General features: G+C 72.3%; 25 protein-coding genes. 16 read left to right on the forward strand and 9 right to left on the reverse strand.

The genetic code is table 11. The features are described from left to right. On the reverse strand, nucleotides 1-694 hold a 694-nt coding region (locus tag E1286_RS30095; RefSeq protein ID WP_165969978.1), incomplete at its 3' end, for an amidohydrolase family protein. Between the two features lie 64 nt (nucleotides 695-758). Then, nucleotides 759-1193: an RpiB/LacA/LacB family sugar-phosphate isomerase gene (locus E1286_RS30100; protein ID WP_132617889.1), complete on the reverse strand. Its 435-nt coding sequence runs from the start codon at nucleotides 1191-1193 to the stop codon at nucleotides 759-761. 91 nt (nucleotides 1194-1284) lie between these two features. On the opposite strand from E1286_RS30100, the gene E1286_RS30105 reads away from it, so the two are divergent. Genes E1286_RS30105 through E1286_RS30135 form a run of 7 tightly spaced genes read left to right on the forward strand, consistent with a single transcriptional unit; the run spans nucleotide 1285 to nucleotide 9094 of the window. After that, nucleotides 1285-2340, forward strand: coding sequence for an S-methyl thiohydantoin desulfurase family protein (locus E1286_RS30105; protein ID WP_132617891.1), 1056 nt, complete (start codon nucleotides 1285-1287; stop codon nucleotides 2338-2340). Beyond that, nucleotides 2333-3919, forward strand: coding sequence for a hydantoinase/oxoprolinase N-terminal domain-containing protein (locus E1286_RS30110; RefSeq protein WP_132617893.1), 1587 nt, complete (start codon nucleotides 2333-2335; stop codon nucleotides 3917-3919). Before E1286_RS30105 ends, E1286_RS30110 begins: the two co-directional genes overlap by 8 nt. 22 nt (nucleotides 3920-3941) lie before the next feature. Then, nucleotides 3942-5549 carry an ABC transporter substrate-binding protein gene (locus tag E1286_RS30115; protein ID WP_132617895.1) on the forward strand — a complete coding sequence of 536 codons (1608 nt, stop codon included), beginning with the start codon at nucleotides 3942-3944 and terminating at the stop codon, nucleotides 5547-5549. Between the two features lie 3 nt (nucleotides 5550-5552). Continuing rightward, entirely contained in the window at nucleotides 5553-6569 is a 1017-nt protein-coding gene (locus tag E1286_RS30120) for an ABC transporter permease (RefSeq protein ID WP_132617897.1), read from the forward strand. Continuing rightward, entirely contained in the window at nucleotides 6566-7471 is a 906-nt protein-coding gene (locus E1286_RS30125; RefSeq protein WP_132617899.1) for an ABC transporter permease, read from the forward strand. Before E1286_RS30120 ends, E1286_RS30125 begins: the two co-directional genes overlap by 4 nt. Nucleotides 7472-7487: 16 nt before the next feature. Further along, nucleotides 7488-8225 (forward strand): ATP-binding cassette domain-containing protein, encoded by a 738-nt coding sequence (locus E1286_RS30130; RefSeq protein ID WP_132617901.1) that lies wholly within the window; start codon nucleotides 7488-7490, stop codon nucleotides 8223-8225. Further along, nucleotides 8222-9094, forward strand: coding sequence for an ABC transporter ATP-binding protein (locus E1286_RS30135; RefSeq protein WP_132617903.1), 873 nt, complete (start codon nucleotides 8222-8224; stop codon nucleotides 9092-9094). The genes E1286_RS30130 and E1286_RS30135 overlap by 4 nt, the downstream gene beginning before the upstream one ends. Here E1286_RS30135 and E1286_RS30140 read toward each other — a convergent pair. Further along, nucleotides 9087-9548, reverse strand: a complete 462-nt coding sequence (locus tag E1286_RS30140; RefSeq protein ID WP_132617905.1) for a MarR family winged helix-turn-helix transcriptional regulator — start codon at nucleotides 9546-9548, stop codon at nucleotides 9087-9089. The genes E1286_RS30135 and E1286_RS30140 overlap by 8 nt on opposite strands. 73 nt (nucleotides 9549-9621) lie before the next feature. On the opposite strand from E1286_RS30140, the gene E1286_RS30145 reads away from it, so the two are divergent. After that, the gene (locus tag E1286_RS30145; RefSeq protein WP_246075333.1) at nucleotides 9622-11079 is read left to right on the forward strand and encodes an MFS transporter; all 1458 of its coding nucleotides are present in this window, start codon (nucleotides 9622-9624) and stop codon (nucleotides 11077-11079) included. On the opposite strand, the gene E1286_RS30150 is transcribed toward E1286_RS30145, so the two are convergent. Together E1286_RS30150 and E1286_RS30155 are read right to left on the reverse strand one after the other, a co-directional pair. Then, nucleotides 11057-11413, reverse strand: coding sequence for a DUF742 domain-containing protein (locus tag E1286_RS30150; RefSeq protein ID WP_111180280.1), 357 nt, complete (start codon nucleotides 11411-11413; stop codon nucleotides 11057-11059). The genes E1286_RS30145 and E1286_RS30150 overlap by 23 nt on opposite strands. Continuing rightward, a complete protein-coding gene (locus E1286_RS30155; protein ID WP_132617907.1) occupies nucleotides 11406-13268 on the reverse strand; it encodes a sensor histidine kinase in 1863 nt (620 codons plus the stop codon). The genes E1286_RS30150 and E1286_RS30155 overlap by 8 nt, the downstream gene beginning before the upstream one ends. 195 nt (nucleotides 13269-13463) lie before the next feature. On the opposite strand from E1286_RS30155, the gene E1286_RS30160 reads away from it, so the two are divergent. Beyond that, nucleotides 13464-15023 (forward strand): ABC transporter substrate-binding protein, encoded by a 1560-nt coding sequence (locus E1286_RS30160; protein ID WP_132617909.1) that lies wholly within the window; start codon nucleotides 13464-13466, stop codon nucleotides 15021-15023. A gap of 232 nt (nucleotides 15024-15255) precedes the next feature. Here E1286_RS30160 and E1286_RS48205 read toward each other — a convergent pair whose 3' ends face one another. Then, nucleotides 15256-15402, reverse strand: coding sequence for a hypothetical protein (locus tag E1286_RS48205; RefSeq protein ID WP_165969980.1), 147 nt, complete (start codon nucleotides 15400-15402; stop codon nucleotides 15256-15258). A gap of 20 nt (nucleotides 15403-15422) precedes the next feature. Between E1286_RS48205 and E1286_RS30165 the strand changes: the two genes are divergently transcribed. From E1286_RS30165 to E1286_RS30180, 4 genes are all read left to right on the forward strand, one after another. Then, entirely contained in the window at nucleotides 15423-16049 is a 627-nt protein-coding gene (locus E1286_RS30165) for a hypothetical protein (RefSeq protein ID WP_223190542.1), read from the forward strand. A 135-nt stretch (nucleotides 16050-16184) separates the two neighbouring features. Then, nucleotides 16185-16946 (forward strand): SDR family NAD(P)-dependent oxidoreductase, encoded by a 762-nt coding sequence (locus tag E1286_RS30170; protein ID WP_132617913.1) that lies wholly within the window; start codon nucleotides 16185-16187, stop codon nucleotides 16944-16946. 37 nt (nucleotides 16947-16983) lie between these two features. Beyond that, complete coding sequence (locus tag E1286_RS30175; protein ID WP_132617915.1) at nucleotides 16984-17952, forward strand: inositol-3-phosphate synthase; 969 nt, start codon at nucleotides 16984-16986, stop codon at nucleotides 17950-17952. Nucleotides 17953-17971: 19 nt separating this feature from the next. Continuing rightward, nucleotides 17972-20956, forward strand: a complete 2985-nt coding sequence (locus tag E1286_RS30180) for an AfsR/SARP family transcriptional regulator (protein ID WP_132617917.1) — start codon at nucleotides 17972-17974, stop codon at nucleotides 20954-20956. Here the strand turns inward: E1286_RS30180 and E1286_RS30185 are convergent. Then, on the reverse strand, nucleotides 20951-21679 hold the full coding sequence (locus E1286_RS30185; RefSeq protein ID WP_132617920.1) for an AfsR/SARP family transcriptional regulator: 729 nt from the start codon (nucleotides 21677-21679) through the stop codon (nucleotides 20951-20953). The two genes, E1286_RS30180 and E1286_RS30185, sit on opposite strands and share 6 nt — an antisense overlap. Before the next feature lie 131 nt (nucleotides 21680-21810). Here E1286_RS30185 and E1286_RS30190 point away from each other — a divergent pair, with 131 nt between their 5' ends. The 3 genes from E1286_RS30190 (at nucleotide 21811) to E1286_RS30200 (ending at nucleotide 24657) form a co-directional block, all read left to right on the forward strand. Beyond that, the gene (locus E1286_RS30190; RefSeq protein WP_132617922.1) at nucleotides 21811-22602 is read left to right on the forward strand and encodes a hypothetical protein; all 792 of its coding nucleotides are present in this window, start codon (nucleotides 21811-21813) and stop codon (nucleotides 22600-22602) included. Between the two features lie 92 nt (nucleotides 22603-22694). Next, nucleotides 22695-23933 (forward strand): serpin family protein, encoded by a 1239-nt coding sequence (locus tag E1286_RS30195; RefSeq protein WP_223190539.1) that lies wholly within the window; start codon nucleotides 22695-22697, stop codon nucleotides 23931-23933. Beyond that, on the forward strand, nucleotides 23851-24657 hold the full coding sequence (locus E1286_RS30200; RefSeq protein ID WP_132617926.1) for an exodeoxyribonuclease III: 807 nt from the start codon (nucleotides 23851-23853) through the stop codon (nucleotides 24655-24657). The genes E1286_RS30195 and E1286_RS30200 overlap by 83 nt, the downstream gene beginning before the upstream one ends. 165 nt (nucleotides 24658-24822) lie before the next feature. Here the strand turns inward: E1286_RS30200 and E1286_RS30205 are convergent, their stop codons facing one another. Continuing rightward, entirely contained in the window at nucleotides 24823-25776 is a 954-nt protein-coding gene (locus tag E1286_RS30205; RefSeq protein ID WP_132617928.1) for a cobalamin biosynthesis protein, read from the reverse strand. Beyond that, entirely contained in the window at nucleotides 25760-26545 is a 786-nt protein-coding gene (locus tag E1286_RS30210; RefSeq protein WP_132617930.1) for an aminoglycoside phosphotransferase family protein, read from the reverse strand. The genes E1286_RS30205 and E1286_RS30210 overlap by 17 nt, the downstream gene beginning before the upstream one ends. Nucleotides 26546-26576 lie beyond the last annotated feature (31 nt).

Here is a 26576-nt window from a genome sequence, read left to right on the forward strand (position 1 = left end):
GCCCGAGCGCCTTCGTGCGCTCGATGATCAGCTCCAGCTCCCAGCCGCCCAGCGAGCCGCCGTCGTGGAGGTGGAGGTCGAGGTGGGCGCCGTAGCGCTCGGCCAGGCCGAAGACCAGGTCGAGGTGGCGGACCGGGTCGCGGTCGACGCCCGCGGGGTCGAGCCCGCCCACCGCCTCCACGCCGCTCTTGAGCGCCTCTTCGAGCAGCTCGGCCGTGCCGGGGTCGGTCAGCACGCCGTGTTGGGGGAAGGCGACCTGGCGCACGTCGACGGGGCAGCCGGCCGCCGCCTCGCGCACCGCCTCGACGCCGCGTAGACCGACGAGCGGGTCGATGTCGGTGTGGGTGCGGACGTGGGTCGTGCCGGCCGCGCTCATGCGCTCCAGCAGGGCGCGGACGCGGGCGGCGCTCGGCACGCCGAGCTCGGCGCGGCGGGCGAGGTCGTTGCCGATGCGCCCGGCCAGCGTGTCGCCGGCGGAGTGGGGCACCCACGGCCCGCCGTAGAGGGTCTTGTCGAGGTGGCAGTGGGCCTCCACCAGACCGGGCAGGACGAGCTGCCCCGAGACGTCGACGGACCGCGCGCCCGGCGCGTCGACGCCCGCGCCGACCTGGTGGATCAGCCCGTCGCGGACGAGGATGTCGGCAGGCGCCCCGAGCCCCCAGGGGAGCCCGCCACGGAGCAGCACGTCGGTCATGCCCAGCACCCTATGGGCCGCCGCCGACGTTTTCCGTGCCCTCCGGTGTGAGTGTTCCGGACCCTCAGATGTCGTCGAGGTGGGTGACGTTGGCCACGTCGGCGGTGTCGGTGCTGGGGCGGCCCGCCAGCCAGGCGTCGAGGATCTCGGCCAGCACCACGTCGGACGTCAGCCGCAGGCTCAGCGCCAGCACGTTGGCGTCGTTCCACTTGCGCGCCCCGTCGGCGGTGTAGGCGTCGACGCACAGCGCGGCCCGTACGCCGGGCACCTTGTTGGCCGCGATCGACGCGCCCGTGCCCGTCCAGCAGCAGACCACCGCCTGGTCGGCGCGGCCCTCGCTGACGTCGCGGGCGGCGCGCTCGGACGCCCACGCCCAGTCGTCGCGCTCGCCGTCGTTGAGCGCGCCGTGGGTGACGACCTCGTGCCCCCGCCCGCGCAGCTCCGCCACGACCCGCTCCGCCACGCCGTCCTTGCTGTCGGCGGCCACGGAAAACCGCATGCGACCCTCCCGTTGCTCACTTCCACATCTACCAGCCGACTGGCACATTGAGGCGGTATGTGCTTAGTTGGCGCGCCATATGAACATTGACGTGAACGACATCCCCGCGCTCGCCCGGGGATGCGCCGTCCTCGGCACCGGAGGCGGCGGTGACGTCCGTACCGGGTCGCTGGCGGCGATGAGAGCCATCCGCGAGTACGGCGAGGTCCCGCTGGTGAAGCTGGCCGACCTCGCGGAGGACGCCCTGGTGGTGCCGTTGTCCGGCATCGGGGCGCCGACGGTCAGCCACGAGATGATCCACGGCGAGGACGAGCCGGCACGCATCGCCGAGGAGGTCGAGCGGATCTTCGGCCGGCCGCCGGCGGCGATCATGTCGTCCGAGATCGGCGGCTCCAACGGGGTCGCGCCCGTCGCCTGGGCGGCGCAGCTGGGGCTGCCGCTGCTCGACGCCGACGGCATGGGACGGGCGTTCCCCGAGGTGCAGATGGTCTCGATGTACGTGGCCGGGCTGCCCGCCGACCTCGTGATCATGTCGGACGTCGCGGGCAACGTGGTGACGATCCGCCCCGTCGACGGCCTGTGGTCCGAACGCCTGGCGCGGGCCGTCTGCGTGGCGGCGGGCTCGCACGCCCTCATGGCCGACTACGTGCTCACCGCCGCACGGGCCGGGGGAGCGGTCATCGAGGGCACGGTCACCCGCGCCCTGGAGATCGGCCGCTCCACCGAGGGCGCCGCCGACCCGCTGGCCGCCTTGCGGGAACGGCTGGGCGCGTCCCGCCTGGTCACCGGCAAGCTCACCGACGTGGAACGGCGCACGACGGGCGGGTTCGTCCGCGGGACGGCCGTGATCGAGGGCACCGGCGACGACCGCGGCCGCCGCCTGTCCCTGGAGCTGCAGAACGAGAACCTGGTGGCGGTCGAGGACGGCCGGGTGCGCGCCATGGTGCCCGACCTCATCACGGTCGTGGACACCGAGACGGCCGCCGCCGTCCAGACGGAGTCCCTCAGGTACGGCCAGCGCGTCACGGTCCTCGCCTGGCCCTGCGACCCGCTCTGGCGCACCAGGAAAGGTTTGGAGACGGCCGGCCCCCGGGCCTTCGGGTACGACCTGGACTACGTACCGGTCGAGGAGCTCACCCATGACTGACCTGCGGCTCGGGATCGACGTCGGCGGCACCAACACCGACGCGGTGGTGCTCGACGGCGAGGGCCGGGTGATCGCCAAGGCCAAGCGCCCGACGACCCCCGACGTGACCGGCGGCCTGCGCGCCGCCCTCGATGCCGTCCTCACCGAACTCGAACGAACGGACGCCCACGGCGAAGAGGACGTGCGGGTGCGGATCGGGCGGGTCATGCTCGGCACCACGCACGCCACGAACGCGATCCTGGAGCGGCGCGGCCTCGGCAGGGTCGCCGTGCTGCGGCTCGGCGCGCCCGCCACCACCTCGGTGCCCCCGCTCGGCGACTGGCCCGCCGGCCTGCGCGCGGCCGTCTCGGCGGGCGAGGCGATCGTGCCCGGCGGCCACTACGTGGACGGCCGCGAGATCGCCCCGCTCGGCCTCGACGCCATCCGCCGCTTCCTGGACGGCGTCAAGGCCGACGCCGTGGCCGTCACCGGCGTGTTCAGCCCGGCGAGCGACGAGCACGAACGCCGGGTCGAGGAACTGGTCCGCGCCGAGTACGGGGTGCCGGTGTCGGTCAGCCGCGAGATCGGCTCGCTCGGCCTGCTCGAACGCGAGAACGCCACCGTGCTCAACGCCGCGTTGTACGGCGTGGCCGCCCACGTGACCGACGCCCTGGCCACCGCCCTGGCCGAGCGGGGCCTCGGCGCGCGGCCGTACCTGGCGCAGAACGACGGCACGCTCATGACGCTGGAGCACGCCGCCCGCCTGCCGGTCTCCACGATCGGCTCCGGCCCGGCCAACTCGCTGCGCGGTGCGGCGTACCTGTCGGGCGTGGACGACGCGATCGTGGTGGACGTGGGCGGCACCTCCACGGACCTCGGCGTGCTCGTCGGGGGCTTCCCGAGGGAGTCGGCGGCGGCGGTCGAGATCGGCGGCGTGCTCACCAACTTCCGCATGCCGGACATCCTGGCCATCGCGCTCGGCGGCGGCACGGTGGCGCGGGCGAACGGCATCGGCCCGGACTCGGTCGGCTACCGGATCGCCCAGGAGGCCCTCGTCTTCGGCGGTTCGACCCCCACGCTGACCGACGCCGCCACGGCCGCGGGCCGCATCCCGCACGACGCCGAAGGGTGGCGGGAACGCCTCAGGGACGCCCTGTCCGACGCGAATGCGCGCACGATCGCGGGCGCCCTGGAGAGCGCACTCGCCAGGGCCGACGAGATGATCGCCGACGCCGTGGACCGGATGGCGCTCGGCAGGGCCGACCGGCCGCTGGTCGTGGTGGGAGGAGGGGCGTTCGTGCTGCCCGCCCGCATCCCCGGCGCGAGCCGGGTGATCCGCCCTGAGCACGCCGAGGTGGCCAACGCCGTGGGCGCCGCCATCGCCCTCGCGAGCGGCAGAGTCGATACGATCTTGCCGGCAGGAGAAAACAGGACAGATGCCATCGAACGAGCCAAAGAGGAGGCGAGGGCGCGAGCCGTGGCGGCGGGAGCCGATCCCACCGGTGTCGAGGTCGTGGACCTTCTCGAGGTTCCGCTGAGCTACCTGTCCGAGCCCGCCGTGCGCGTCCACGTCAAAGCAGCCGGTCCCCTCGCCGGGTGAACAGCGAAAGGATCCCCCCACCATGCGCTGGCACAAGCGTCTGCTCGTCGCCGGGGTCGCCGGAGTCCTCGCCCTGACCGCGTCCGCGTGCGCGGGCGGACAGGTGCGCGGCGCCGGCGGGACGCCCCAGCCGCAGGCGAGCGGCGGCACCCCGGCGGCCGCGCAGGCCAACGACCGCACGTTCGTCTACGTTCCCAACCTCGACGTGGTCAGCGACTGGGACCCGGCGACCTCGTACTCCAACGAGATCGTCGCCCTGTCCAACATCTACGAGGGCCTGACCCGCTACGACTCGGAGACCAGGCAGGCCGAACCCCGCCTCGCCACCGAGTGGACGTCCTCGGAGGACGGCAGGCGGTGGACGTTCAAGCTCCGCCAGGGCGTGAAGTTCCACTCGGGCGCAACGATGGACGCCGAGGCCGCCAAGAAGGCCATCGAGCGGACGATCGAGAAGAAGGGCGGTGCCGCCTACATCTGGGACCCGGTCGAGGAGATCGAGGCGGTCGACGCCGGCACGCTGGAATTCACCCTCAAGTACGCCGCCCCGCTCGACCTGATCGCCTCCTCCGGCTACGCCGCCTGGATCTACGACGTGGACGCGGTGGACGCCGACGGCAAGACCACCGCCGGCACCGGCCCGTACACGATCGACTCCTGGCAGAAGGGCAAGGAGACGGAGCTGACGCTGAAGGCGTTCGAGGACTACTGGGGCGGCTGGAAGCCGGAGCAGTACAAGAAGGTCGCCTTCCGCGTCACCCCTGAGATCACCACGGCGTGGCAGCTGCTGCAGCGCGGCGAGGTGGACTTCGTCCAGCGGCTGAACCCGCAGCTGTTCCAGCAGGCCCGGAGCGCCGACGGCGTGCAGACCGCGGAGTCGCCGTCGTTCCAGAACCTGCTGGTGCTGTTCAACACCGCCGACGGCCCGACCAGGGACCCGAAGGTGCGCCAGGCGCTGCAGCTCGCCATCGACTACGACGGCCTGGTGGCGGCGCTGGAGGGCTCGGCGCAGAAGGCCAGCGGCCTGGTGCCGCAGGGCCTGCTCGGCCACACGCCCGGCATGGAGCCCGAGCAGGACCTCGCCACGGCGCAGGAGCTGCTGGCCGAGGCCGGGTACGGCCCCGACAACCCCGAGCTCACCCTCTCCCTGACCTACGCCCAGGGCGACGAGGACCAGAAGCTGCTGGTCACCCTGCTCAGCTCGGCGCTGAAGCAGCTCAACGTGACGCTGCAGGCCAGGCCGATGACCTGGGGCGCCCAGTGGGACCTCGGCAAGAAGAAGGGCCAGGACATCCTCGTCATGTACTGGTATCCGGACTATCCGGACGCCTACTCGTGGTTCCTCAACGTCTTCAGGAGCACGGACGAGCCGCAGCTCAACCTGTCGTACCTGAAGAACGCCGACATCGACGCCGCCATCGACAAGCTCCCTGAACTGACCGCCACGGACAAGTCGGCGGCCTCGGACGACTACACGGACCTGCAAAAGAAGATCATCGAGGAGCAGGCCGCGGTGGCGGTGCCGTACGTGCAGAAGTACCAGCGGGCGCTATCAGCAAATGTCCGGGGATATGTGGATAATCCCGCCTATCCCAACGTGGTGTTCTTCTACGACCTGACCCTCGCAAGCTAGGCCGTGCTGCGCTATCTGGCCCGCCGGCTCGGCCAGGCCCTCCTGGTCGTGGCCGGCGTGGTGGTGCTCACGTTCGCGGTCATGCGGGTGGTGCCCGGCGATCCGGCGGTGGCGTTCGCCGGGCCGAAGGCCACGCCCGAGCAGCTCGCCGAGGCGCGCGAGCGGTTCGGGCTGGACGACCCGCTGCCCGCGCAGCTGCTCGCCTACGTCCGCGACCTGGTCACCGGCGACTGGGGGATCAGCCTGCGGACCAGGCAGCCGGTGCGCGACGACCTGGCCCTCGCCTTCCCGGCATCGTTGGAGCTGGTCGGCGCGGCCCTGCTGCTGGCGATCGCGGTGGGCATCCCGCTCGGGGTGCTCGCCGCCCGCTACAAGACGAAATTTCCCGACTTTGGGGTACGGCTCGGCAGCATGCTCGCCGTCTCCGTCCCCGTCTTCTGGCTCGCCCTCGCCCTGCAGACCCTCTTCGCCGGCGCCCTCGGCTGGTTCCCCGTCGCCGGCGAGTACGACGCCGAGCTCGACACCACGAGCCCGCTCACCCTCTGGACGAACATCACCGCCGTCGACGCCCTCATCACCGGCAACTGGCCGATCCTCACCAGCACCCTGCACCATCTGGTGCTGCCCGCCCTGGTCGTGGCCGCCTACCCGGCCGGCGTCATCGCCCAGATGACCAGGGCCGCCCTCATCGAGGAGGCGGGCCAGGACCACGCCAGGATGGGACGCGCGCTCGGCTTCGGCGAGACGTCCGTCCTGACCAGGTTCGCCCTGCGCCCGGCCCTGAACCCGGTCCTGTCGCTGATCGCGCTCGTCTTCGCGTACGCACTCGTCAACGGCTTCCTGGTCGAGGCGGTCTTCAACTGGCCGGGCCTCGGCCGCTACGCCGCCGAGTCGATCCGCTCGCTGGACACCCCGGCCATCGCGGGCGTCACGCTGCTGGTCGCCCTGGTGTACGTGCTGGCCAACCTGGTGGTGGACCTGCTGCAGGGGCTCGTGGACCCGAGGGTGAGGGCCCGATGACGCACCACGCGCCCCCGCTGCGCCGCAGCCTGCCCCGGCTGCTCCCCGACCGGTTCGCCGCGTTCGGTGCGGTGCTCATCGTGCTGGTCGTGCTGGCCGCGGTCCTCGCGCCGTGGCTGGCGCCGTACCCGCTGGACGAGGTCAGGCCGCTGGAGCGGCTGCGGCCGCCGAGCGCCGAGCACTGGTTCGGGACCGACCAGGTGGGCCGCGACGTGCTCACCCGCATCCTGTACGGCGGGCGCACCTCGCTGTTCATCGCCGCCTCCGTGCTGGCCGTCTCGGCGCTGGCCGGCGTGACGCTGGGCGTGGTCGCCGGGTACGCGGGCGGCTGGCTGCGCGACGTGATCATGCGGGTCACGGACATCTTCCTGGCCTTCCCCGCGCTGCTGCTCTCCCTGGCCCTGGCGGTCGTGCTCCAGCCCGGTGTGAACACGGTGATCCTGGCCATCGCGGTGACCTGGTGGCCGTGGTACACCCGCCTGTCGGCCTCGGTGGCCGCCTCGATCGCGACCCGCCCCTACGTGGACGCCGCCCGCTGCCTCGGCGTGCCCGCCCCGCTGATCATCCTGCGGCACGTGCTGCCCAACTCGCTCACACCCGTCCTGGTGCAGCTGTCCCTCGACGCGGGCGGGGTGATCCTCACCGCGGCGGCGCTGTCCTACCTGGGCCTCGGGGCGCAGGAGCCGACGGCGGAGTGGGGGCTGATGGTGCAGCAGGGCCAGACGCTGTTCACCACGAACTGGTGGGTCGTCACCTTCCCCGGCCTGGCGATCCTGCTGACCGCGTTCGCGTTCAACGTGCTCGGAGAAGGGCTGCGCGGCGCGCTCGACATCCGGAGCGGAGGAGCTCGGCAGGAGAGAGCGACCCAGGAGCCGGCGAGTGCCGAGCGGCCGCGACCATGAACACGAAGGAGTGTCAGTGATCGAGGTACGCGACCTGAAGGTGCGCTACGCAGGGCGGACGGTCGCCGACGTCCCCGAGCTGGACGTGGGCGCGGGGGAGTGCGTGGCGATCGTGGGGGAGAGCGGCTCGGGCAAGTCCACGACGCTCCTCGCTCTGCTCGGCCTCACCGAGGGCGCCGAGGTGTCGGGGCGCGTCCGGGTCTGCGGCGTGGACGTGCTCGAAGCACCGCCGCGCGAGCTCAGGAGGATCAGGGGCGCCAGGGCGGCGCTGGTGCTGCAGTCGCCGCAGGCCGCGCTCAGCCCCGCCACCCGCCTCGGCGTCCTGATGCGCCGCGCGCTGCGGCTGCACGGCCGCGACGACGGCGAGCCCGCCATGGCGCTGGCGATGGAGGCGGTGCTGCTCGACCCCGCGATCCTGCGCCGCTACCCGCACGAGGTCTCGGGCGGCCAGGCCCAGCGCTTCGCCATCGCGCTGGCCATCGCCCTGGGCGCCGAGGTGATCCTCGCCGACGAGCCGACCAGCGCGCTCGACGTGACCGTCCAGGCTGAGGTGGTCGGCGTGCTGCGCCGGCTCCGCGTGGAGCGGGACCTCGCGCTGCTGCTCGTCTCCCATGACCTGGCCCTGGTCTCGACCATCGCCGATCGGGTGCTGGTCATGAAGGACGGCGCGGTCGTGGAGTCGGGCCCGGCCGCGCGGGTGCTGGCCGAGCCGGCCCACCCCTACACCCGCGAGCTGCTGGAGGCGCTGCCGTGACCCTGCTGAGGGCGGAAGCGGTGACGCTCGGGTACGGCCGCCGCCCGGTCGTCCACGACGTGACCCTGGACATCACCGAGGGCGGCGTGGGGCTGATCGGGGAGAGCGGCTCGGGCAAGACGACCCTGGCGCGCGCGTTCCTGGGCCTCCTCACCCCCATCTCCGGAAATATCTGGTACGGCGACCAAATCCTGAAAAATGCGGATTTGAGGGCGTTCAGGAAGGATGTTCAGCCGGTCTTCCAGGCCGAGTCCCTCGACCCCCGCATGCGCGTCGGCCGCTCCGTCGCCGAGGCCCTGCCCAGGAACGCCCGGCACCGCGTGGCCGAGCTGCTCGAACAGGTCGGCCTCGACCCCACCCTGGCCGCCCGCAGGCCCCACGAGCTCTCCGGCGGCCAGCGCCAGCGCGTGGTGATCGCCAGAGCCCTGGCCGTCGGCCCGCGCCTGCTGATCCTGGACGAGCCCACCAGCGCCCTGGACGTCACCGTCCAGGCCAGGATCCTCGACCTGCTGACCGGCCTGGACACCGAGCGCCTGCTCATCACGCACAACCTGGCGGTCGTGGAACGCCTCTGCCGTACCTCGTACGTGCTCTTCGCCGGCCGGGTGGTCGAGTCGGGCCCGACAGGAGACCTCCTGGCGAAGCCGGCCCACCCCTACACCCGGGCGCTGCGCGACGCCGTGCCGAAGCTCGGCGGCCCGCCGCCCGAGGCCAGAGGCCGCACGGAGGCCGTGCCGGCGGCGACGGGCTGCGCGTACCGGTTGCGCTGTCCGCTCGCGGCGCCCGTGTGCGAGCAGCCGCCGCCGCTCAGGGAGCTCGACGGGCGCCACGTCGCCTGCCACCGCGCGCAGGACGTGCCGGTCAGCTGAGGCGGGTCCTCAAGTATTCACCCAGGTCGTCGGAGAGCTTCACCATCAGCCGTGACAGCTCGGCCCGGTCGCCCTCCGACCAGTCGGCCAGGGCGCCCTCGAACCAGTCGGTCGTCACCTTCCGGCATCGGGCGGCGGCCTCGGCGCCGTCGTCGGTGAGCGCGATGCGCCAGGCCCGGCCGTCATCGGGGTCGCGTACCCGCTCGACCAGCCCCCGCCGCTCCAGCGCGGAGACGTGCCGGGTCACGTGGGGGCTCTCCACCTGCAACCCTTCCGCGATCGCGCCGATCCTGCGCGGCTCGCCCGCGTCCAGCAGGTGGACGAGGACCTGCACGTCGGGTTTGTCCAGCCGGATCCCCGCCGCCTCGGTCAGCCGCTCATGGGTCTTGGCGCGGTTGAGCGTGGTCACGAGAGTGCGGAAGGCCGCCACCGTCGTGTAGAGGTCGTCGTCCATGGATTTGCTTACCTAACTTACGTATGTATGATGCTGTCTCGTTAGTTACCTAAGTTAGCTAAAGGAGCCCTACGTGGCGACCGTGGCCGTATCCACGACCAACGAGACGACCCCTACCAGAAATCCCTGGCCCGGAGTGATCTCCCTGGCCTTCGCGGCGTCCATCGCCGCCTTGCAGAACACCGCGGTGGTCCCGCTGCTTCCCGTGCTGCAGCGAGAGCTGAACGTCTCGCTCGCCGCCGTGACCTGGACGTTGACGCTCAGCCTGCTGGTCGGCGCGGTGGCCACGCCGTTGTTGTCGCGCTTCGGCGACATGTACGGCAGGCGCCGCATGATCCTCGGAGCCCTCGCCCTCCTGGTGATCGGCTCCGTGGTGGCCGCTCTGGCGACGTCACTGACCTGGCTGATCGTGGGCCGCGTGCTCCAAGGGGCGGTGGCCGCATTGGTGCCGCTGTCGATCGGGGTGGTGCGTGACACCTTGCCACGCAACCAGCTCGCGACCGGGATCGGCGTGCTCAGCGCGACGATGGGATTCGGCAGCGGAGGCGGGATGATCCTGGCCGGGCTGGCCTCCGGCGACTTCCACCTGCTCTTCTGGATCATCGCCGGGATCTCGCTGGTCGCCGCCGTCGTCGTGGCCTTTCTCGTCCGTGACTCCGGGCCGGCCGGAAACGCCCGCCCCGACCTGCTCGGCGCGGCCCTGCTGGCCACCTGGCTCGTCGCGCTGCTGGTCGCCATCAGCCAGGGCGGCGCCTGGGGCTGGACCTCGCCCGGCGTGCTCGGGCTGTTCGCCGCGGCGGTGGTGCTGGCGGCGGTCTGGGTCCTGGTGGAGCGCAGGGTGGCCGAACCGCTGGTGGAGATGTCGATGCTGACCCACCGGGGCACGGTCGGCGCGACGGTGGCCTCGATGTTGCTCGGCTTCTCCTTCTTCACCATCATGACCGGCGTCTCGGGCTTCGCCCAGGTGCCCGTGAGCACCGGCTACGGCTTCGGCGCCTCCACCTTGCAGGTCGGTCTCTTCCTGCTGCCGAGCACGCTGTTCATGCTGGTGATCTCGCTGTTCGCGGGCCGGATCATGAGCAGGTTCGCGGCGTCGTCCATGGTGGCGACGGGCTCGGCGGTCACCGCGCTGGCCGGGCTGTGGCTCGTCCTCGAGCACAGCACCCCTGCCCACCTGTACGTCGCGTCCTCGCTCATGGGCGTCGGCCTCGGCGTCGGCTACGCGGCACTTGGCACGATGGCGGTCGAGCACGTGGACCCGGGCAAGACCGCCGTGGCGGCGGGCGTGAACGCGCTGGTGCGCATCGTGGGCGGCAGCACGGCGGGCGCCGTGATCGCCGCCATCCTGGCCGCCCAGCCGGGCGTGCGCGGCTACCAGTGGGTCTTCGGCGTCGCCGCGGCGGCCGGCCTCGTGGCGGCGGTGTTCGCGGCCGTGTACGGCGCCCTGAACCGCAGGCCGACCACAGCGCCGGTCACAGGGCCGGTCACAGGGCCGGTCACAGGGCCGGTCACAGCGCCTTCAGGCCGCTGATCACCTCCAGCAGCACCTTGGCGTCGGGAGCGGGCGGCGGCAGCTCGACCTGCACGAGTTGCTGGGCGTGCAGGTCGCCGACCAGCACCCGCACCACGCCGATGGGCAGGTTCAGCTCGGCCGCGACGTCCACCAGCCGGGTCGGCTGGGTGCACTTCTGCAGGATGATCAGGTGCTCGGGGTCGAGCCCGCGCGGCGGCGCCAGGCCGCCGGACGTGATGATCACCGCGATGAGGTCGATGGCCTCGCTCGCGGGCACCGTACGGCCCCTGGTCAGCAGGTAGGCCGGGACGATCGGACCGGCGTCCTCGTCCAGCCAGCGTTCTTCAGTCACTTCGCACCACCCGCATGGGGCGAACAGGCTCGCTCTCCGGAGCCTCGGCCTCTGGTTCGGCCACGTGCTCTTCCGGGATCAACACGATCGCGGTGGTCCCTCCATATGGTGAACCGCGCAAGGTAACGCGGATGTCGTGCCTGGCGGCCAGGCGGGAGACGACGAAAAGGCCCAGCCGGTCGCTGTCGGCCAGGTCGAACTCCGGGAGGCTGGCCAGCCGCTCGTTGTAGTCGGCCAACTCCTCCTCGCTCATCCCGAACCCGCGGTCCTCCACCTCGATGGCGAAGCCGCGGGCCGCCGCCTCGCCGCGCACGATGACCGGGGTGTGCGCGGGGGAGTAGACGGTCGCGTTCTCGATGAGCTCGGCGATCAGATGGATCATGTCGCCGACCACCGGCCCGGCCAGCCGCTGGCCGGGCATCGGCTCGACGACGACGCGCTGGTAGTCCTCCACCTCGGCCGCCGCGCCGCGTACGACGTCGAGCAGCGGCACCGGACGGCTCCAGCCGCGCCCCGGCGTCGCCCCCGACAGGATGATCAGGCCCTCGGCGTGCCGGCGCATCCGGGTGGTCAGGTGGTCGAGCTTGAACAGGTCGTCCAGCGCCTCCGGGTCGGTGGCGCGGTGCTGCATGTCCTGGAGCTGGATGCGCTGGCGGTGCAGCAGCGTCTGGCTGCGCCGGGCCAGGTTGCGGAAGACGTGGCCGACGCCCTCGCTGAGCTGCGCCTGGCCGACCGCGGCCTCGACGGCGGTCTGCTGGACGGTGGAGAACGCCTGGCCGACGTCGTCGATCTCGGCCGTGGTGCTGGCCACCTTCAGCTCCGGTATCTCGACCTTCTCGCCCTTGCGCAGCTTGGCCACCACGTCCGGCAGCCGCTCCTCGGCCACCTCCAGCGCGGCCTGCCGGAGCGTGGCCAGCTCCTTCGACAGCCGCGTGCCCATGCGCAGCGAGAACGCGATCGACACGATGACCAGCGCCAGCGCCGTGCCGGCCAGCAGGAACGCCCGCGCCAGCACCTGGTCGGCGATCGGGTCGGCCCGCTCGTTCAGCATCGCGCTGGCCCGCAGCTGGGCGTCGTCGAACGCCTTGGCCAGCGACTCCGTCGTGGCGAGCCAGTCCCGCGGCACGCCGCCGGCCACGATCTGGTCCTCCATCATCCGCATCCGCTGGTAGTCGCGGGAGGTGATGAGGGCGATCTGGGGGTCGCGCAGGGCGGGGTCGAGGTCGGCGAGCGCCTGGTCGACGAGGAAGCGCCGGTTGCCGACGAGCTGGCCGAACAGCCTGCGCTCCGCCGCGTCGGACCGGCCGATGCCGAGAGCCTGCTCCCGCGTCAGCAGCTCCTTGGCGTAGCCCATGTCGATGACCAGGCGAGACTGCTCGTAGATCGGGATGTCGTCGATCAGCGCGACCCGCCGGTGCAGGCTGAACAGGGCGTCGACGATGCCGTTGTAGGACTCCACGGTGTGCAGACGGTCTGACAGGCCCGTGTCGATCTCACCACGGATCGCGTCGAGCCTGTCGAGTTGCGTGTACACCGCGTCCACTTGTGTGCGGATCTCTTCCGATCGGTCCTTGGAGTTGCCCGAGAGCTGCCTGAACGCGTCGCCCGCCGCGTCGGTGCGCAGACGCTGCGCGTTGACCGCGGGCTTTTCCGCCGCGCTGCGCAGCAGCTGGGCCGACACCAGGCGTTCACGCTGGATTTCGCTGATCAGTTTGTACGCGGGAAGACGGAGGTTCGTCCAGACTGTCTTGTACTGACGCAGCTCCAAGCTCTCGGTTGCGGTGACGGCGGTGATGACCCCCCACAACACCACCATGGAGGCCAGCGGCACCAGGAGGAGCCCGATGATCTTCATGCGGATCGTTCGGCTACGACCCATGGCACCTCACTCCGGTCGGTCCCCTGCTGGCAACCCCGGACGGGACAAGCCCCGAGGATAGCAATTCGATCACCCAAATGCCCAATTTTTCGGGACTTTTGGACAGGTTGCGGCGTCCAGAGTGATCTTGGAGTAGCGTTCCCGCGTACATCCGTGAGAGAGGGAGAGGCGTTGCGCCGTCGATTCGCCGCGGCCGTCGCGCTGCTCCTCCTCATGGCCTGCTCCCCGCCCCCGGAGCCGCAACGGGCGCCCGTGGGGGAGTCCCCTTTCGTGTACGTCCGCAACACCGACATCATCACCGAGTGGGACCCGAGCCGTTCCTACTCCAGTGAGATCGTCGCCTTCCAGAACGTCTATGAGACCCTCACACTCTGGAACCCGGTCACCGAGAAGGCCGCGCCCCGGCTGGCCACGTCATGGCGCGCGTCGTCCGACGGCCGGACGTGGACATTCGCCCTGCGCCCCGGCGTCACCTTCCACACCGGCAGGACACTGGACGCCGCCGCGGTCAAGGCGTCCATCGAGCGGACCATGCGCTCGGAGACCGGCGCCTCCTACATCTGGGACGCCGTCTCCTCCATCCGCGCCGACGACCCGCTCACGGTGACGTTCGCGCTGAAGTACCCCGTCCCGCTGGACCTGGTGGCCTCCGCCGGGTACGCCGCCTACATCTACGACACCAAGGCGGCCCCCGACCTGGCGGCGTGGTTCCGACAGGGCAGGGACGCGGGCTCGGGGCCGTACACCGTGGCCGGCTGGAAGCGGGGCCAGGAGGACGAGCTCAGCCTCAAGGCGTACGGCGACTACTGGGGCGGCTGGCGGCGGCCGCACTACACCACGGTCACGTTCAAGGTCGTGCGCGATCCCGAGCGCGCGTACGAGATGCTGCGGCGCGGCGAGGCCACCTTCGTCGACCGGCTCGACGCGAGACTGTTCGGCCAGGCGTCGGCCGCGCCCGGCGTGCGGACCTCGGAGCGGCCGTCGTTCACGACCGCGATGCTGCTGTTCAACACCGCGAACGGGCCGATGCGGGACGTACGGGTGCGCCGCGCCGTGCAGCGGGCGATCGACTACCGCGGCCTGGTGCGGGAGCTCAAGGGCTCGGTGACGCCGGCCGGCGGTGTCATCCCGGAAGGGCTGCTCGGCCACGTGCCCGGGCGGGTGCCCCGGCAGGACCTGGACGCCGCCGCCCGCCTGCTCCGGCAGGCCGGTTACGGCCCCGGCGGGCGGCCGCTGCGGCTGCTGCTGACGTACGCCGCAGGGGACGCCGACCAGGAGGCGCTCGTCCGGCGGCTGCGTGCGACGCTGCGGCGGCTCGACGTCACCCTCCGGGCCCGCGCCATGCCGTGGAACGAGCAGTGGGAGCTGGGCAAGAAGGGCGGGCAGGACATCTTCGTCATGTACTGGTGGCCCGACTACGCCGACGGCTACTCCTACTTCGGCAACGTCTTCCGCAGCGCCGACCCGCCCGAGCTCAACCTCGCCTACCTGCGGGACCAGGGGCTGGACGCGCTGCTCGACACGCTGCCTGAGCTGACCGTGACCGACCGCCCGGCGGCGCAGCAGGCGTACGAACAGGCCACGGAGCGGGTGCTCGACCAGCGCGCCGCCGCCGCGCTGCCCTGGGTCGCCACGGCGCGCCGCGCGTACTTCGCCGGCGTCCAGGGCTACGAGGACAACCCCGCCTACCCGGACGTCGTCTTCATCCACACCCTCCGCCCCTCGGCCTAGGGATTCGCGCCCCTCGGTGGGAGCCCGGCTCGCTTCTCAGGTCGGCAGGTCCTGACGAGCCCGGTGACAGCGCCTGAGAATCGCGTCGTGGGTGGGCGAGCGGAGTGCCGGCTGTAGCCGGGCAGCGCCATGACCAGGTGCGCGGCCCTTCCTGTGCGTGCCGGCCTGACCTGCAGGACACAGGGGAGGCCGCTACGCGGCTGCGTATCCTCCCCTTCCCCCGGCGGCGGAGTCAGGCGCCCTCGACCCGTTCCCGCAGTCGGGTCTTGATCTCTTCCGGGGTGTACGAGCGGCGGCGCCGTTCGGCGCGGGCGATCACCACCCCCGTGGCGGCAACCCCCATGATTCCGGCCAGACCCAGCATTTTCCACCAGCGCATGTGCCTAGGCTAGCCTCGTGCTGACTCTCGACGAGGCCGTGAAGGTGACGCGGACCGGCGACGTGTGGATCTTCCGCGGCCGTTCGGCCCCCGACCGCGCCATCCAGACGATGACCAACAGCCCGGTCAACCACGTGGGCATGGCCATCGTGATCGAGGACCTGCCACCCATGATGTGGCACGCCGAGCTCGGCAAGTCGCTGCCCGACCTGTGGTCCGGCACCCACCACCGCGGCGTCCAGCTGCACGACCTGCGCGACGCGGTGACGGTGTGGGCCGACAGGTACGGCCAGCGCGCCTGGCTGCGCCAGCTCGACCCCGAGGTGACGCCCGAGATGGAGGACGCCGCCCTGCGTACGGTGGCCCGGCTCGACGGCACCCCGTTCCCGTCCACCGCCCGGCTGGCCGCCCGCTGGGCGAGGGGCCGCATCCCGCGCAGGAGCCGCAGGGAGCAGACCCTGGAGAGCGCCTACTGCGCCGAGATCGTGGCCGTCACCTACGAGGCGATGGGCCTGCTGCCGTCCGGCCGCCGCCCCAACTGGTACGACCCGGGCCGCTTCTGGAGCGGAGACGACCTCGACCTGCTCACCGGCCGCCGCCTCGGCAACGAGATCACCGTCGCCGTCGAACGCACCCCGCGCGCCTGATCGGAGACGGCATCCAGGAGAGGGCTCGAACGGCCGGCCCGTGAGTTTGGCATGCACATCCCAGGGCAGCGCACGACCGTCATCGCCGCACTCACGGCATTCTGCGAAATCTCACCGTGTAAGGAGTACGTGCAGATGACTGCCGCACCCTCTTTGGGCAACGAGTTCGCCGGAAAAGTCGCCATCGTCACGGGCGCCGCCAGCGGCATCGGCCGCGCGACCGCCGAGTTGCTGCGCGCACGCGGCGCGAAGGTGGTCGCCGAGGACCGGAACCCTGACGTCGAGGCGCTGGCCGGCCCGGGCATCGTCCCTCTGGTGGCCGACGTGTCGAAGGAGGACAGCGCGCGGCGGGCGGTCGCCCTCGCACGGGACGAATTCGGCACGCTCGACATCCTGGTGAACAACGCCGGGATCATCATCTACAAGCCTGTCCTCGACATGACCTTGCAGGACTGGGAGTCGATTCTGGCCGTCAACGTCACCGGCGCCTTCCTCCACTCCCGCGAAGCCGTACGCGTCATGTCCGCCCAAGGATCAGGCGCCATCGTGAACGTCGGCTCCTACGCCTGCTTCCAGACGTTCCCCACCATCGGCGCCTATGCCGCCTCGAAGGGAGCCCTCGCCCAGCTCACCCGGACACTGGCGCTGGAGGCCATCGAGAACGGCATCCGCGTCAACGCGGTCGGCTCCGGCGACGTGGTGACGAACATCCTCGACGACGTACGCGAAGACGGCCGCGAGTTCCTCGCCGAGCACGGGAGAAGCACCCCGATCGGGCGAGCCGCGCAACCCGAGGAGATCGCCGAAGTGATCGCGTTCCTCGCCTCCGACCGCGCCCGCTACCTGGTCGGCTCCATCGTGATGGCGGACGGTGGGATGAGCGTCGTCGCGGGGTGAGATCACGTGATCCCGCACCACCTGGTCTAATCGCGCCATGACTTCTGTGAACGTCGCCCTGATCGGCATCGGCAACTGCGCCTCCTCGCTGGTCCAGGGCGTCGAGTACTACCGCGCCGGCGCGGCCCCCGGTCTGCGCAACCCGGTCTGCGCCGGGTACGCGGTCTCGCAGGTGCGCTTCACCGCGGCCTTCGACGTCGGCGCGGCCAAGCTGGGCCGCGACCTGTCGGAGGCGATCTGGGCCCCGCCGAACAACGCCCGCGCCTTCGCCGACGTGCCCCGTCTCGGCGTGCCCGTGGTGGAAGGCGTCCTGGCCGACGGCGTGGGCCCCGGCTCGGCCGCCCTGGTGGAGCCGCGCGGCGGCGCGACGCCCGCCGAGATCGCCGAGCACCTGCGCGCCACGGGCACCCACGTCGTGCTCAACTTCCTGCCCACCGGCGCCCAGCGCGCCGCCGAGCTGTACGCGGGCGCGGCCATCGAGGCCGGCTGCGCGTTCGTCAACGGCATGCCGGCCCTGCTGGCCCGCTCGCCGGAGTGGCGGCGGCGCTTCGCCGAGGCCGGGCTGCCGCTGGTGGGCGACGACCTGAAGAGCTCGTTCGGGGCGACGCTGGTGCACCGCGCCCTGGTGGACGCCCTGACCGGCGGCGGGGTGACCCTCACCGGCGGCCACCAGCTTCTCGGCGGCGGCAACATGGACTTCGTCAACCTTGAGGACGCCTCCCGCATGGCGGCGAAGAAGGCGACCAAGGAGACGGGCGCCGGCGCGTCCACGCACGTCGGAGCCCAGTACGTGCCGTTCATGGAAGACCGCAAGATCGCCTACATCCGGCTGGACGGCGAGGGCTTCGGCGGCTCCCCGCTGGAGGTCGAGCTGCGCATGGTCGTCGAGGACTCGCCCAGCGCCGCCGGCAACGCCCTCGACGCAGTCCGGCACGCCAAGGCGGCCATGGACGAGGGGGTGAGCGGTTTACTGGAGGTGTCAAATGCGCTGATGAAGGCGGTATGACGCATTATGCTCGTCCGCAATGGACATCCGCGTACTCGGCCCTGTCGAGGTGTGCGACGACGGCGCCCGGATTCCGATCGAGGGGGCGCAACAGCAGTGCGTCCTCGGGCTGCTGGCGTCTCACCACGGCGTGTACGTGCCGGTGGACCGGCTGATCGAGGCGCTGTGGGAGGACGATCCGCCCAAGACCGCCAAGACGATCGTCCAGCTCAAGGTGTCGCAGCTGCGCAAGACGCTGGGCGGCCGGATCGCCAGCACCACGGCCGGCTACGCGCTCGACGTGCCGGCCGAGGAGGTCGACCTCGCCCGCTTCCGCCGCCTGGCCGCCGAAGGACGCGCGGCCGGACGCCCCGAGCTCGCGGCGGACGCCTGGCAGCGCGCGCTGGCGCTCTGGCGCGGCCAGCCGCTCCAGGGCCTCGGCACCGCCTGGGTCGAGCAGCGCGTCCGCGTCCCTCTGCTGCGTGAACGCTGGGACCTCATCGAGGAACACGCCGCCGCCCTGATCGAGCTGGGCCGCCACCGCGAGATCCCCGCGCTGCTCCAGGAGATCAGGGACGAGGAGCCGCTCAGGGAGACGCCGCACGCCCTCGTCATGACGGCGCTCTGGCACGACGGCCGCACCGCCGAGGCGCTGGAGCTCTTCCACGACGTGCAGCGGCTGCTCGCGACCGAGCTGGGCGTCGACCCCGGCCCCCGCCTGCGCGACCTGCACCAGCGCATCGTCGAAGGCCACCGCCCGGTCGTCCCGCGCCAGCTCCCGAGGGACGTCGCCGGCTTCGTCGGCCGCCGCGCCGAGGCCGAGCGCCTGCGGACGCTGCTGCGCGGCGGCCGTATCGCCGTGGTCGCCGGGGTGGCGGGCGTCGGCAAGTCCACGCTGGCCACGCACGTCGGCCACCAGGTCGCCGCCGACTACCCCGACGGCCAGCTGCACGTCGACCTCAACGGCTACGGCCAGGGGGAGCCGCTGACGGTGGCCCGCGTGCTGCCCCGTCTGCTCGGCGCGCTCGGCGTGCCCGCCCCGAACGGCGCCGCCGAGCAGCTCGACCTCTACCGCTCCACGATGGCCACCCGCCGCGTGCTGCTCGTGCTCGACAACGCGGCCCACGTCGAGCAGGTACGCCCGCTGCTCCCCGGCGGCTCCTCCTGCGCGGTGCTGGTCACCAGCCGCGACACGCTGCGCGGCCTGGCCCTGCAGGGCGCGCAGATCGTCCGGCTGAGCACGCTCACCCCGGACGAGTCCCGCGACCTGCTGGCCGACCTGGTCGGCGACGACCTCGTCCGGGCCGCCCCGGAGGCCGTCGCCGAGCTGGCCGAGCTCTGCGGCCACCTGCCGCTGGCCCTGGCCATCGCGGGCGCCAACCTCATCGGCCGGGCCGGCCTGCGCGACTACATCAAGGAGCTGCACGCCGACCGCTGGAGCACGCTGGCCGTCGAGGGAGACGACGAGGCCGCGGTCGCCACGGCGTTCGCCCGCTCGTACGCCGCGCTCTCCCCGGACGCGCGCCGGCTGTTCCGGCGCCTCGGGCTGGTGCCCGGCTGCGACTTCAGCGCCCAGTCCGCCGCCCGGCTGGCCGGCGTCGACCCGGCCGCCGCCCGGCGGCTGCTGTCCGGGCTCGTCTCCGCCCACCTCGTCGAGGAGCACGCGTCCGGCCGCTACCGGCTGCACGACCTCGTCGGCCTCTACGCCCGCGAGCAGTGCACACCCGGCGAGGACGACCCGGCTGGGCTGCACGCGTACTACCTGCACACCGCGCGGGCCGCCGCGCCGCTGCTCGCACCCTCCATCGACCTGCTGCCGCTGACGGCAGACGACCCGCCACGCGACGGGGAGGAGTTCGACGGGGCCGAGGCCGCGCAGGCTTGGTTCCGCGCCGAGCAGCACAACCTGCTCGCGGTGATCGACAACGCCCGCGGCCCGCTGTGCTGGCGGCTGGTGGAGACGCTGCGCGCCTTCATGTACGGCGGCTACCATCCCGAGGTCGTCATGTCGCTCGCCGCCCGCGCACTGTCCGAGGCCGAGCGGGCGGACGACCGCGCCGGCCAGGCCAGCATGCACCACACGCTGGCCAACGCCCGGTTCGTGCTGAACGAGCCGCGCCCGGCCATCCGGCACTGCCAGATCGCCGCCGAACTCTACGAGGAGGTCGGCTGGCGGACCGGCACCCTCGTGACGCTCACGAACCTCGTCGTGATCAGCGCCAACCTCGGCGACCTCCAGCAGAGCACGGCCGGCCACGAGCACATCATCAAGCTGTGGGAGTCGTTCGAGCCGTCCACGAAGCTCGCCGCGACCCTGGAGAACTACGCCATCAAGCTCCTGTGGGCCGGACGCCCCCGCGAGGCGCTGGTCCGGCAGCTGCGCTCGATCCGCATCCGGCTCGACCTCGGCGAGCCGCCCGTCTGGAAGGCCCGCGCGTACTCCGTCATCGGCGACATCCATCTCGCGCTGGGCGACGTCGAGGCCGCGCTGGAGGCGTTCGGGGAGGGGCTGAGCACGGCCGAGGACGGCCGGCTCGCCGGGACGCTGTCCAGCGCCGCCCTCGCCCACCACCTCAAGGGCGACTGCGCGCGGGCCGCCGACCTGGCCAGGCAGGCCGTGCACGTGGCGCGCGCCCGGGGCCTGGGCAGCGAGTACGAGGAGGCGCGCGGCACGCTCGCCCGCGTGGACACCTCGCTCGACCTCGCCGAACGCGTCCGGTTGCTGGAGGGCGTGCTGGCCGCGTACCAGGAGAGGACGTACCCGCACCTCGACACGCGCGCCCGGGTGTGGCTGGCCGAGGTGCTGCTCGAAGGCGGGCGGCGGGAGGCCGCCGCCGCCCACGCCAGGCAGGCCCGCGACGCCGCCATCCGGTACGGCATGCGGCGGCTGGAGGGCCAGGCGCTCACCCTGCTCGCCCGCATCCACCCCGACCGCCGCGACTACGCCAAAAGGGCCGTCGAGCTGCACCGCGAGTTCGGCCACCGGCTCGACGAGGCCGCCGCGCTGGCCGTGCTCGCATCATGACCCGGCCGTACGGGCCGCCAGGAGACTCTCGAACGTGGCCCGCAGCTCGTGCCCCGGGTCCACGCCGAGCTGCTCGGCCAGCAGCCGACGGGTGCGTTCGTACAGCTCCAGCGCCTCCGCCTGGCGGCCCACGCGGTAGAGGGCCGTCATCAGCAGCGAGACCAGCCGCTCCTGGTGCGGCGCGGCCGTCACGATCGCGCGCAGCTGCGGGAGGACGCGCTCCGGCCGGCCCAGCCTGAGCCGCCTGCGGGCCAGCTCCTCCACGGCTCGCAGGCGCGTCTCCTCCAGCGCGACCGCCGCCACCTCCAGCGTCTTGCCGCCCCCCGATCCGCCGAGCGCCGGGCCCTGCCACAGGCGCAGCGCCTCCTCCAGCAGATCGGCGCCGGCCTCGTCCCCCTGCCCGGCGGACCCGTCGACCAGCCGTTGGAAGCGCAGGGCGTCCACCCGCTCGGGGTCGGCGCGCAGCACGTACCCCGACGGGCCGGTCTCCACCCGCGTGCCCTCCAGGACGCGGCGCAGCCGGTACACATGTCCCTGCACGGTCATCCGCGCACTGTCCGGGGGATCGCCCTCCCATACGGCGTCGATCAGCCGCTCCACCGGCACCGGACGGTTCAGGTCCAGCAGCAGCGCGGCCAGCACGTAACGACGCTTGCGCGGCCCGAGCTCCAGGCGGCGTCCCCCGGCATAGGCGTCGATGGACCCGAGCAGGCGAAACTCCAAATGATCAATCTGTCACAGCATGCCGTCTCGCACTAAAACACCACTAAACCGCTCCCGCACCAACGGAACGCCAACGGGCTCTGTCAGGGTCTTTGCTTCACGATCGGCTCCTACACAGGAAGAGACCCACCTTGATCACGAAAAAGGCCGCGATCGCCGTCATGGCCGGTTCGCTGCTCGCGGGCTCGATGGCCACCATCGCCCTGGCGCCGGTCGCCGGCGCCACAGCCGAGACCGGCATGCAGACCGTCGGCATCCAGGCCAAGGACCGGCTCGGGCCGGGCGAGTGGCTGCTGCCCGGCCAGTCGCTCACCTCGGGGGGCGGCCGGTTCAAGCTGATCCAGCAGGCCCAGGGCAACCTCGTGTTCTACGACGGCACCAAGGCCCTGTGGACCTCGCCCACCGCCGGCAAGCCCGGTGCCCGCACGACCATGCAGAAGGAGGGCAACCTGGTCATCTACGGCGCCGACAACAAGCCGCTGTGGTCGACGCCGACCGCCGGCAACCCCGGCGCGTACCTGCAGCTGCCCCGGTCGAGCGGCCACCTGGTGATCTACGCCCGCGACAACCGGCCGCTGTGGTCGTCGCAGGCGTACATCGGCAAGCTGCCCTCCGGGCACGTCCTGCGCCCCGGCCGGGTCGTCCAGTCGGCCAACGGCCGCTACCGGCTGCTCCAGCAGGACGAGGGCAACGCCGTCCTGTACGACGGCCGGCGCGCGCTGTTCACCACGCCGACGGCCGGGCACCCGGGGGCGCGCTCGATCATGCAGGAGGAGGGCAACTGGGTCGTGGTGGACCGGAACGACAAGGCCCTGTGGTCCACGAAGACGGCCGGCAACCCGGGCGCGTGGCTGGCGGTCGCCAACGACGGCCGGATCACCATCTACAGCCGCGCCAACAAGCCCCTCTGGACCAGCCGCTGAGCTTTGCGTCCCGCGGCGGGGTGCCGCCCAGGGGGCCTCCGCTGACGACCAAATAGTCGGCATTCGCGGCAGAGATGCGGAATGCTGGGCCGATGCGGCATCCGGTGAACGTGCTGACCACACGCTGGTCGGCGGCCTGCTCGGGGGAGTCGGCGGTCATGTCGGGGGCGGGCGTGTGGCCGCTGCTCGCCTACCTCGCCTCGGCCGCCGCCGGACCGGGACGAGCCGAACTGGAGGACGCCGTCGGCGTCCCGGCCTGCCACGCCGCCCAGGCGGCCGCCGACGTCCTGAACGCCATGCAGGCCCCGGCCGTACGCTCGGCCATCGGACTGTGGTCCGCACGTGACCTGCCGCTGCGGCCGTCCTGGCTCGCCGCGCTGCCCGCGGGGTTGCGCGGCGAGCTGACCGGCGACCCCGTCGTGGACGGGAAGGCCCTCGACGCCTGGGCGGCCGAGCGGACCGGCGGCCTCGTCCCCGCCATGCCGATCGCGGTGTCCAAGGACACGCGGCTCGTGCCGGCCGTGGCGCTCGCCGTCGCGACGAGGTGGCTGCGTCCGTTCCTGGAAGGTGTCGGGGAGTTCCCCGACGGCCCCTGGGCCGGACGCGAGCTCGCCGTCCTGTACCGCCGCACGGCTGTGCTCGACCGGCTCCGCGTCGCCGCCACCCCCATGGGACCGCTCACCATGCTGCGCGTCATGGGCACGGGCGGCGTCGACGTCCACCTCGTGCTCGGCGTACGGGACGAGCCGGGCGTGGTGCTCCCCGCCGCCATCCGGGTCCTCGACGACGGCGCCCAGTTCCTCCCGCTGGAGGAGGGACCCGGGGTGAGCGTCGCCTACGTTCGCGCTACCGAGCCCGGCGACCGGCTTGACGTCACCGTGCCCCGCTTCGCCGTCTCCTCCACGCATGACCTGCTGCGCCTGCCGGAGGTGTTCGGCCTGGCCACGGTCAGCGACATGAGCCGCGGTCACTTCCCGGGTATCGGTCCCGAACCGCTGGCGGTCGGTCAGGCCGCGCAGGCCGCCGTCGCCGTCTTCAGTGCGACCGGGTTCGAGTCGGCCTCGGTCACGGCGTTCGAGGCCGTCGCTGGGAGCGCGCCACCGCCTGAGCCGTACCGGATCAAAAGGGTGCAGGCCGTGTTCGGCCGCCCGTTCGGGTTCCTCGCGGTCGAGCGCCGCAGCGGAATGGTCCTCACCGCGGGCTGGGTCGCGGACCCCGAACCGGGAGCCGCGATGGCAGGCTGGAGAGATGCGCCTGGCTACCTGGAACGTGAACTCGGTCAAGGCACGGCTGCCCCGCCTGCTCGACTGGCTGGCCGAGGTCAAGCCTGACATCGTGTGCCTGCAGGAGACGAAGTGCCCCGCGGAGGCGTTCCCCTCCGCGGAGGTGAGCGCACTCGGGTACGCCGCCGCGGCCCACGGCGACGGGCGGTGGAACGGCGTCGCGCTGCTGTCCAGGCTCGGGCTCGACGACGTGACGCTGAGCTTCCCCGGCGAGCCGGGCTTCGCGGAGCTCGACGGGGTCGGCGCCGCCCGCCCCGAGGCCCGCGCGATCGGCGCGACCTGCGGCGGCCTGCGCGTCTGGTCCGTGTACGCGCCCAACGGCCGTACGGTCGACTCGCCGCACTACGCGTACAAGCTGGCCTGGTTCGCCGCGCTGCGCGACGCACTCGCGCCCGAGATCGCGGCTGGGCCGCTCGTGGTGTGCGGCGACTTCAACGTGGCCCCGACCGACGCCGACGTGTGGGACCCGGCGCTCTTCGTCGGCTCCACCCACGTCACGCCCGCCGAACGGGAGGCCCTGGCCGGGCTGCGCGCGCTCGGGCTGCATGACGTGGTGCCGACGCCGATGAAGGGGCCGCACCCGTTCACGTACTGGGATTATCGGGCGGGGATGTTCCACAAGAACATGGGCATGCGCATCGACCTCGTCTACGCCACCGCCGACGTGACAGGACGCGTCCGGTCGGCCTACGTCGACCGCGAGGCCCGCAAGGGCAAGACCCCCTCCGACCACGCCCCCATCGTGGTCGACCTGGACCCCCTCACCCTCTGAAAGTCCAGGCGAAGCTGTCAGACGCCAACCGGTCGGTGTGCACTGCCGGCTGGACGAGCAGCCAACTCGACCGCCCCGGCGCTGGTCGAAGCCTCAAGCGCCTGCTGAACGCACGCCCGCAGTCCCGAGCCGTCGAAAACGGCACGTCCGAGACCCACGCGGCACCTACGACGCGCCACCGGCCCTGCGGCTGAAGGCGCGTCTGAGGCCCCAGGCGGTGACCACCGCCACCCCCGCCGCCGCGAGACTGACCGCGCTGGTCAGGCGGGCGGCGCGGCGGATGTCCTGGACGTCCGGCCGCGGTCCGTCGCCCATCGTGGGACGGCTCTCCGTGCGCCCGCCGTAGACGTTCTCGCCGCCCAGCGTGACCCCGAGCGCCCCGGCGAACGCGGCCTCGCACCGGCCGGCGTTCGGGCTGGGGTGCCGGTGGCCGTCCCGCCGCAGCATGGCGCGCGCCCCCGCCGGGTCCGGCCCGGTCAGGACGGTGAGCACACCGGTCACCCGGGCGGGGACGTAGTTCGCGACGTCGTCCAGCCGCGCCGCCGCCCACCCGAACCGCTCATACCGCGGCGAACGGTGACCCACCATCGCATCCAGCGTGTTGACCGCCCGGTACGCCAGCAGCCCCGGCACCCCCGCCACCGCACCCCAGAGCAGCGGGGCCACGACGGCGTCGGAGGTGTTTTCGGCCAGCGACTCGACCGTGGCGCGGGCCAGCTCCTTGGCGTCCAGGTTCGACGGGTCCCGGCCGCACAGGTGGGGGAGACGAGCCCTGGCGCGTTCGACATCCCCGGCTTCGAGCGCGTCGGCCATGAACGTGCCCTCGCGAGCCAGCGTCGTGCCGCCCAGCACCGCCCAGGTGGCCACGGCGGTCACCGCCGTGCGCGCGGCCCGCCCCGGCGCCTTCACCGCCAGCAGACCGAGCCCGGCGGCACCCCCGACGCAGAGCCCGACGTGCAGGACGCCGCGCGCACGGTCGTCGGCGTACAGGGACTTCTCCAACCGGGCGGCGGCCCGTCCGAACACGGCGACCGGGTGGGCGGGACTCTGCGGGTCGGCCACGAGCCGGTCAAGGGCCACGCCGAGGGCGAGGCCCAGAGGATCACACCAAATGGGCATAAAGCTCATCTTCGTGTACGTCCAGCCATGCGCTCGCCCGGCGGATGCGCTGGCCCGCGCCGCCCGCCCACATCTTCGCCCAGTTCCCGCCGACGGCGGCGCGGGCGTGCATGGCGGCGTACGAGCGGTGGAAGCGCAGGCGGGCCACGTCGAGAAGCCGGCGACGGTCACGGGCCAAGACACCGTACGCGTCGCAGAACAGGCGGAGCCGTGCGCCCACGTCGACGGTGCGCAGCAGCGGCGGCCGGTCGACGGGATCAGAGATGGGCGCCCAGTGCCGCAGCGCGGTGACAACGTCGAAGAGCCGTGTCGTGGGCCGCGCAAGCTCAAAGTCGATCAACGCCACCGGACGGCCCTGGCCGCGGAAAACCACGTTCTCCGGCGTCAGATCACAGTGCCCGATGACTTCCGGCGCCCTGTCGTCGTTCGACCCGCTTTCCCACCCATCCAGGCTCAGCGGGAACCCGACTGTCGCATCGTGATAGCTGCGCAACAACCCGGCCAACCCCACCAGCGCCTCATCCGACGCGCTCCCCACCCGCAACCCGGTCGTACCCGGGACAAAGGTGAGGATCTCGCGCCCGAACTCGTCCATCCCCACCACCCGAGGCGCCCCGTCGAACCCGACGGCCTCCAGGTGTTTCAGCAGGGCATGCACGGCGGGCGTCGACGCACTGGCCGGTCTGCGCACGGTGTCCCCGACGCGCACCACTCCATCCGTCACATCCCCGCCCTGCAGGGGAATCTCATGCAGGAGCGTCGCGACCATGCCACGAGAGCTTAAACCCGTTCCCCCCACC

It is taken from the genome of Nonomuraea terrae (assembly GCF_004348995.1).
Classification (GTDB): domain Bacteria; phylum Actinomycetota; class Actinomycetes; order Streptosporangiales; family Streptosporangiaceae; genus Nonomuraea; species Nonomuraea terrae.

What these genes read in the sequence shown, in the direction of transcription:
- E1286_RS30175 (WP_132617915.1), top strand. Translation starts at nt 16,984, where the DNA reads ATGACTTCTGTGAACGTCGCCCTGATCGGCATCGGCAACTGCGCCTCC.
- E1286_RS30140 (WP_132617905.1), bottom strand. Translation starts at nt 9,548, where the DNA reads ATGGACGACGACCTCTACACGACGGTGGCGGCCTTCCGCACTCTCGTG.
- E1286_RS30200 (WP_132617926.1), top strand. Translation starts at nt 23,851, where the DNA reads ATGCGCCTGGCTACCTGGAACGTGAACTCGGTCAAGGCACGGCTGCCC.
- E1286_RS30125 (WP_132617899.1), top strand. Translation starts at nt 6,566, where the DNA reads ATGACGCACCACGCGCCCCCGCTGCGCCGCAGCCTGCCCCGGCTGCTC.
- E1286_RS30170 (WP_132617913.1), top strand. Translation starts at nt 16,185, where the DNA reads ATGACTGCCGCACCCTCTTTGGGCAACGAGTTCGCCGGAAAAGTCGCC.
- E1286_RS30180 (WP_132617917.1), top strand. Translation starts at nt 17,972, where the DNA reads ATGGACATCCGCGTACTCGGCCCTGTCGAGGTGTGCGACGACGGCGCC.
- E1286_RS30195 (WP_223190539.1), top strand. Translation starts at nt 22,695, where the DNA reads ATGCGGCATCCGGTGAACGTGCTGACCACACGCTGGTCGGCGGCCTGC.
- E1286_RS48205 (WP_165969980.1), bottom strand. Translation starts at nt 15,402, where the DNA reads ATGCGCTGGTGGAAAATGCTGGGTCTGGCCGGAATCATGGGGGTTGCC.
- E1286_RS30110 (WP_132617893.1), top strand. Translation starts at nt 2,333, where the DNA reads ATGACTGACCTGCGGCTCGGGATCGACGTCGGCGGCACCAACACCGAC.
- E1286_RS30205 (WP_132617928.1), bottom strand. Translation starts at nt 25,776, where the DNA reads ATGCCCATTTGGTGTGATCCTCTGGGCCTCGCCCTCGGCGTGGCCCTT.
- E1286_RS30210 (WP_132617930.1), bottom strand. Translation starts at nt 26,545, where the DNA reads ATGGTCGCGACGCTCCTGCATGAGATTCCCCTGCAGGGCGGGGATGTG.
- E1286_RS30155 (WP_132617907.1), bottom strand. Translation starts at nt 13,268, where the DNA reads ATGAAGATCATCGGGCTCCTCCTGGTGCCGCTGGCCTCCATGGTGGTG.
- E1286_RS30100 (WP_132617889.1), bottom strand. Translation starts at nt 1,193, where the DNA reads ATGCGGTTTTCCGTGGCCGCCGACAGCAAGGACGGCGTGGCGGAGCGG.
- E1286_RS30115 (WP_132617895.1), top strand. Translation starts at nt 3,942, where the DNA reads ATGCGCTGGCACAAGCGTCTGCTCGTCGCCGGGGTCGCCGGAGTCCTC.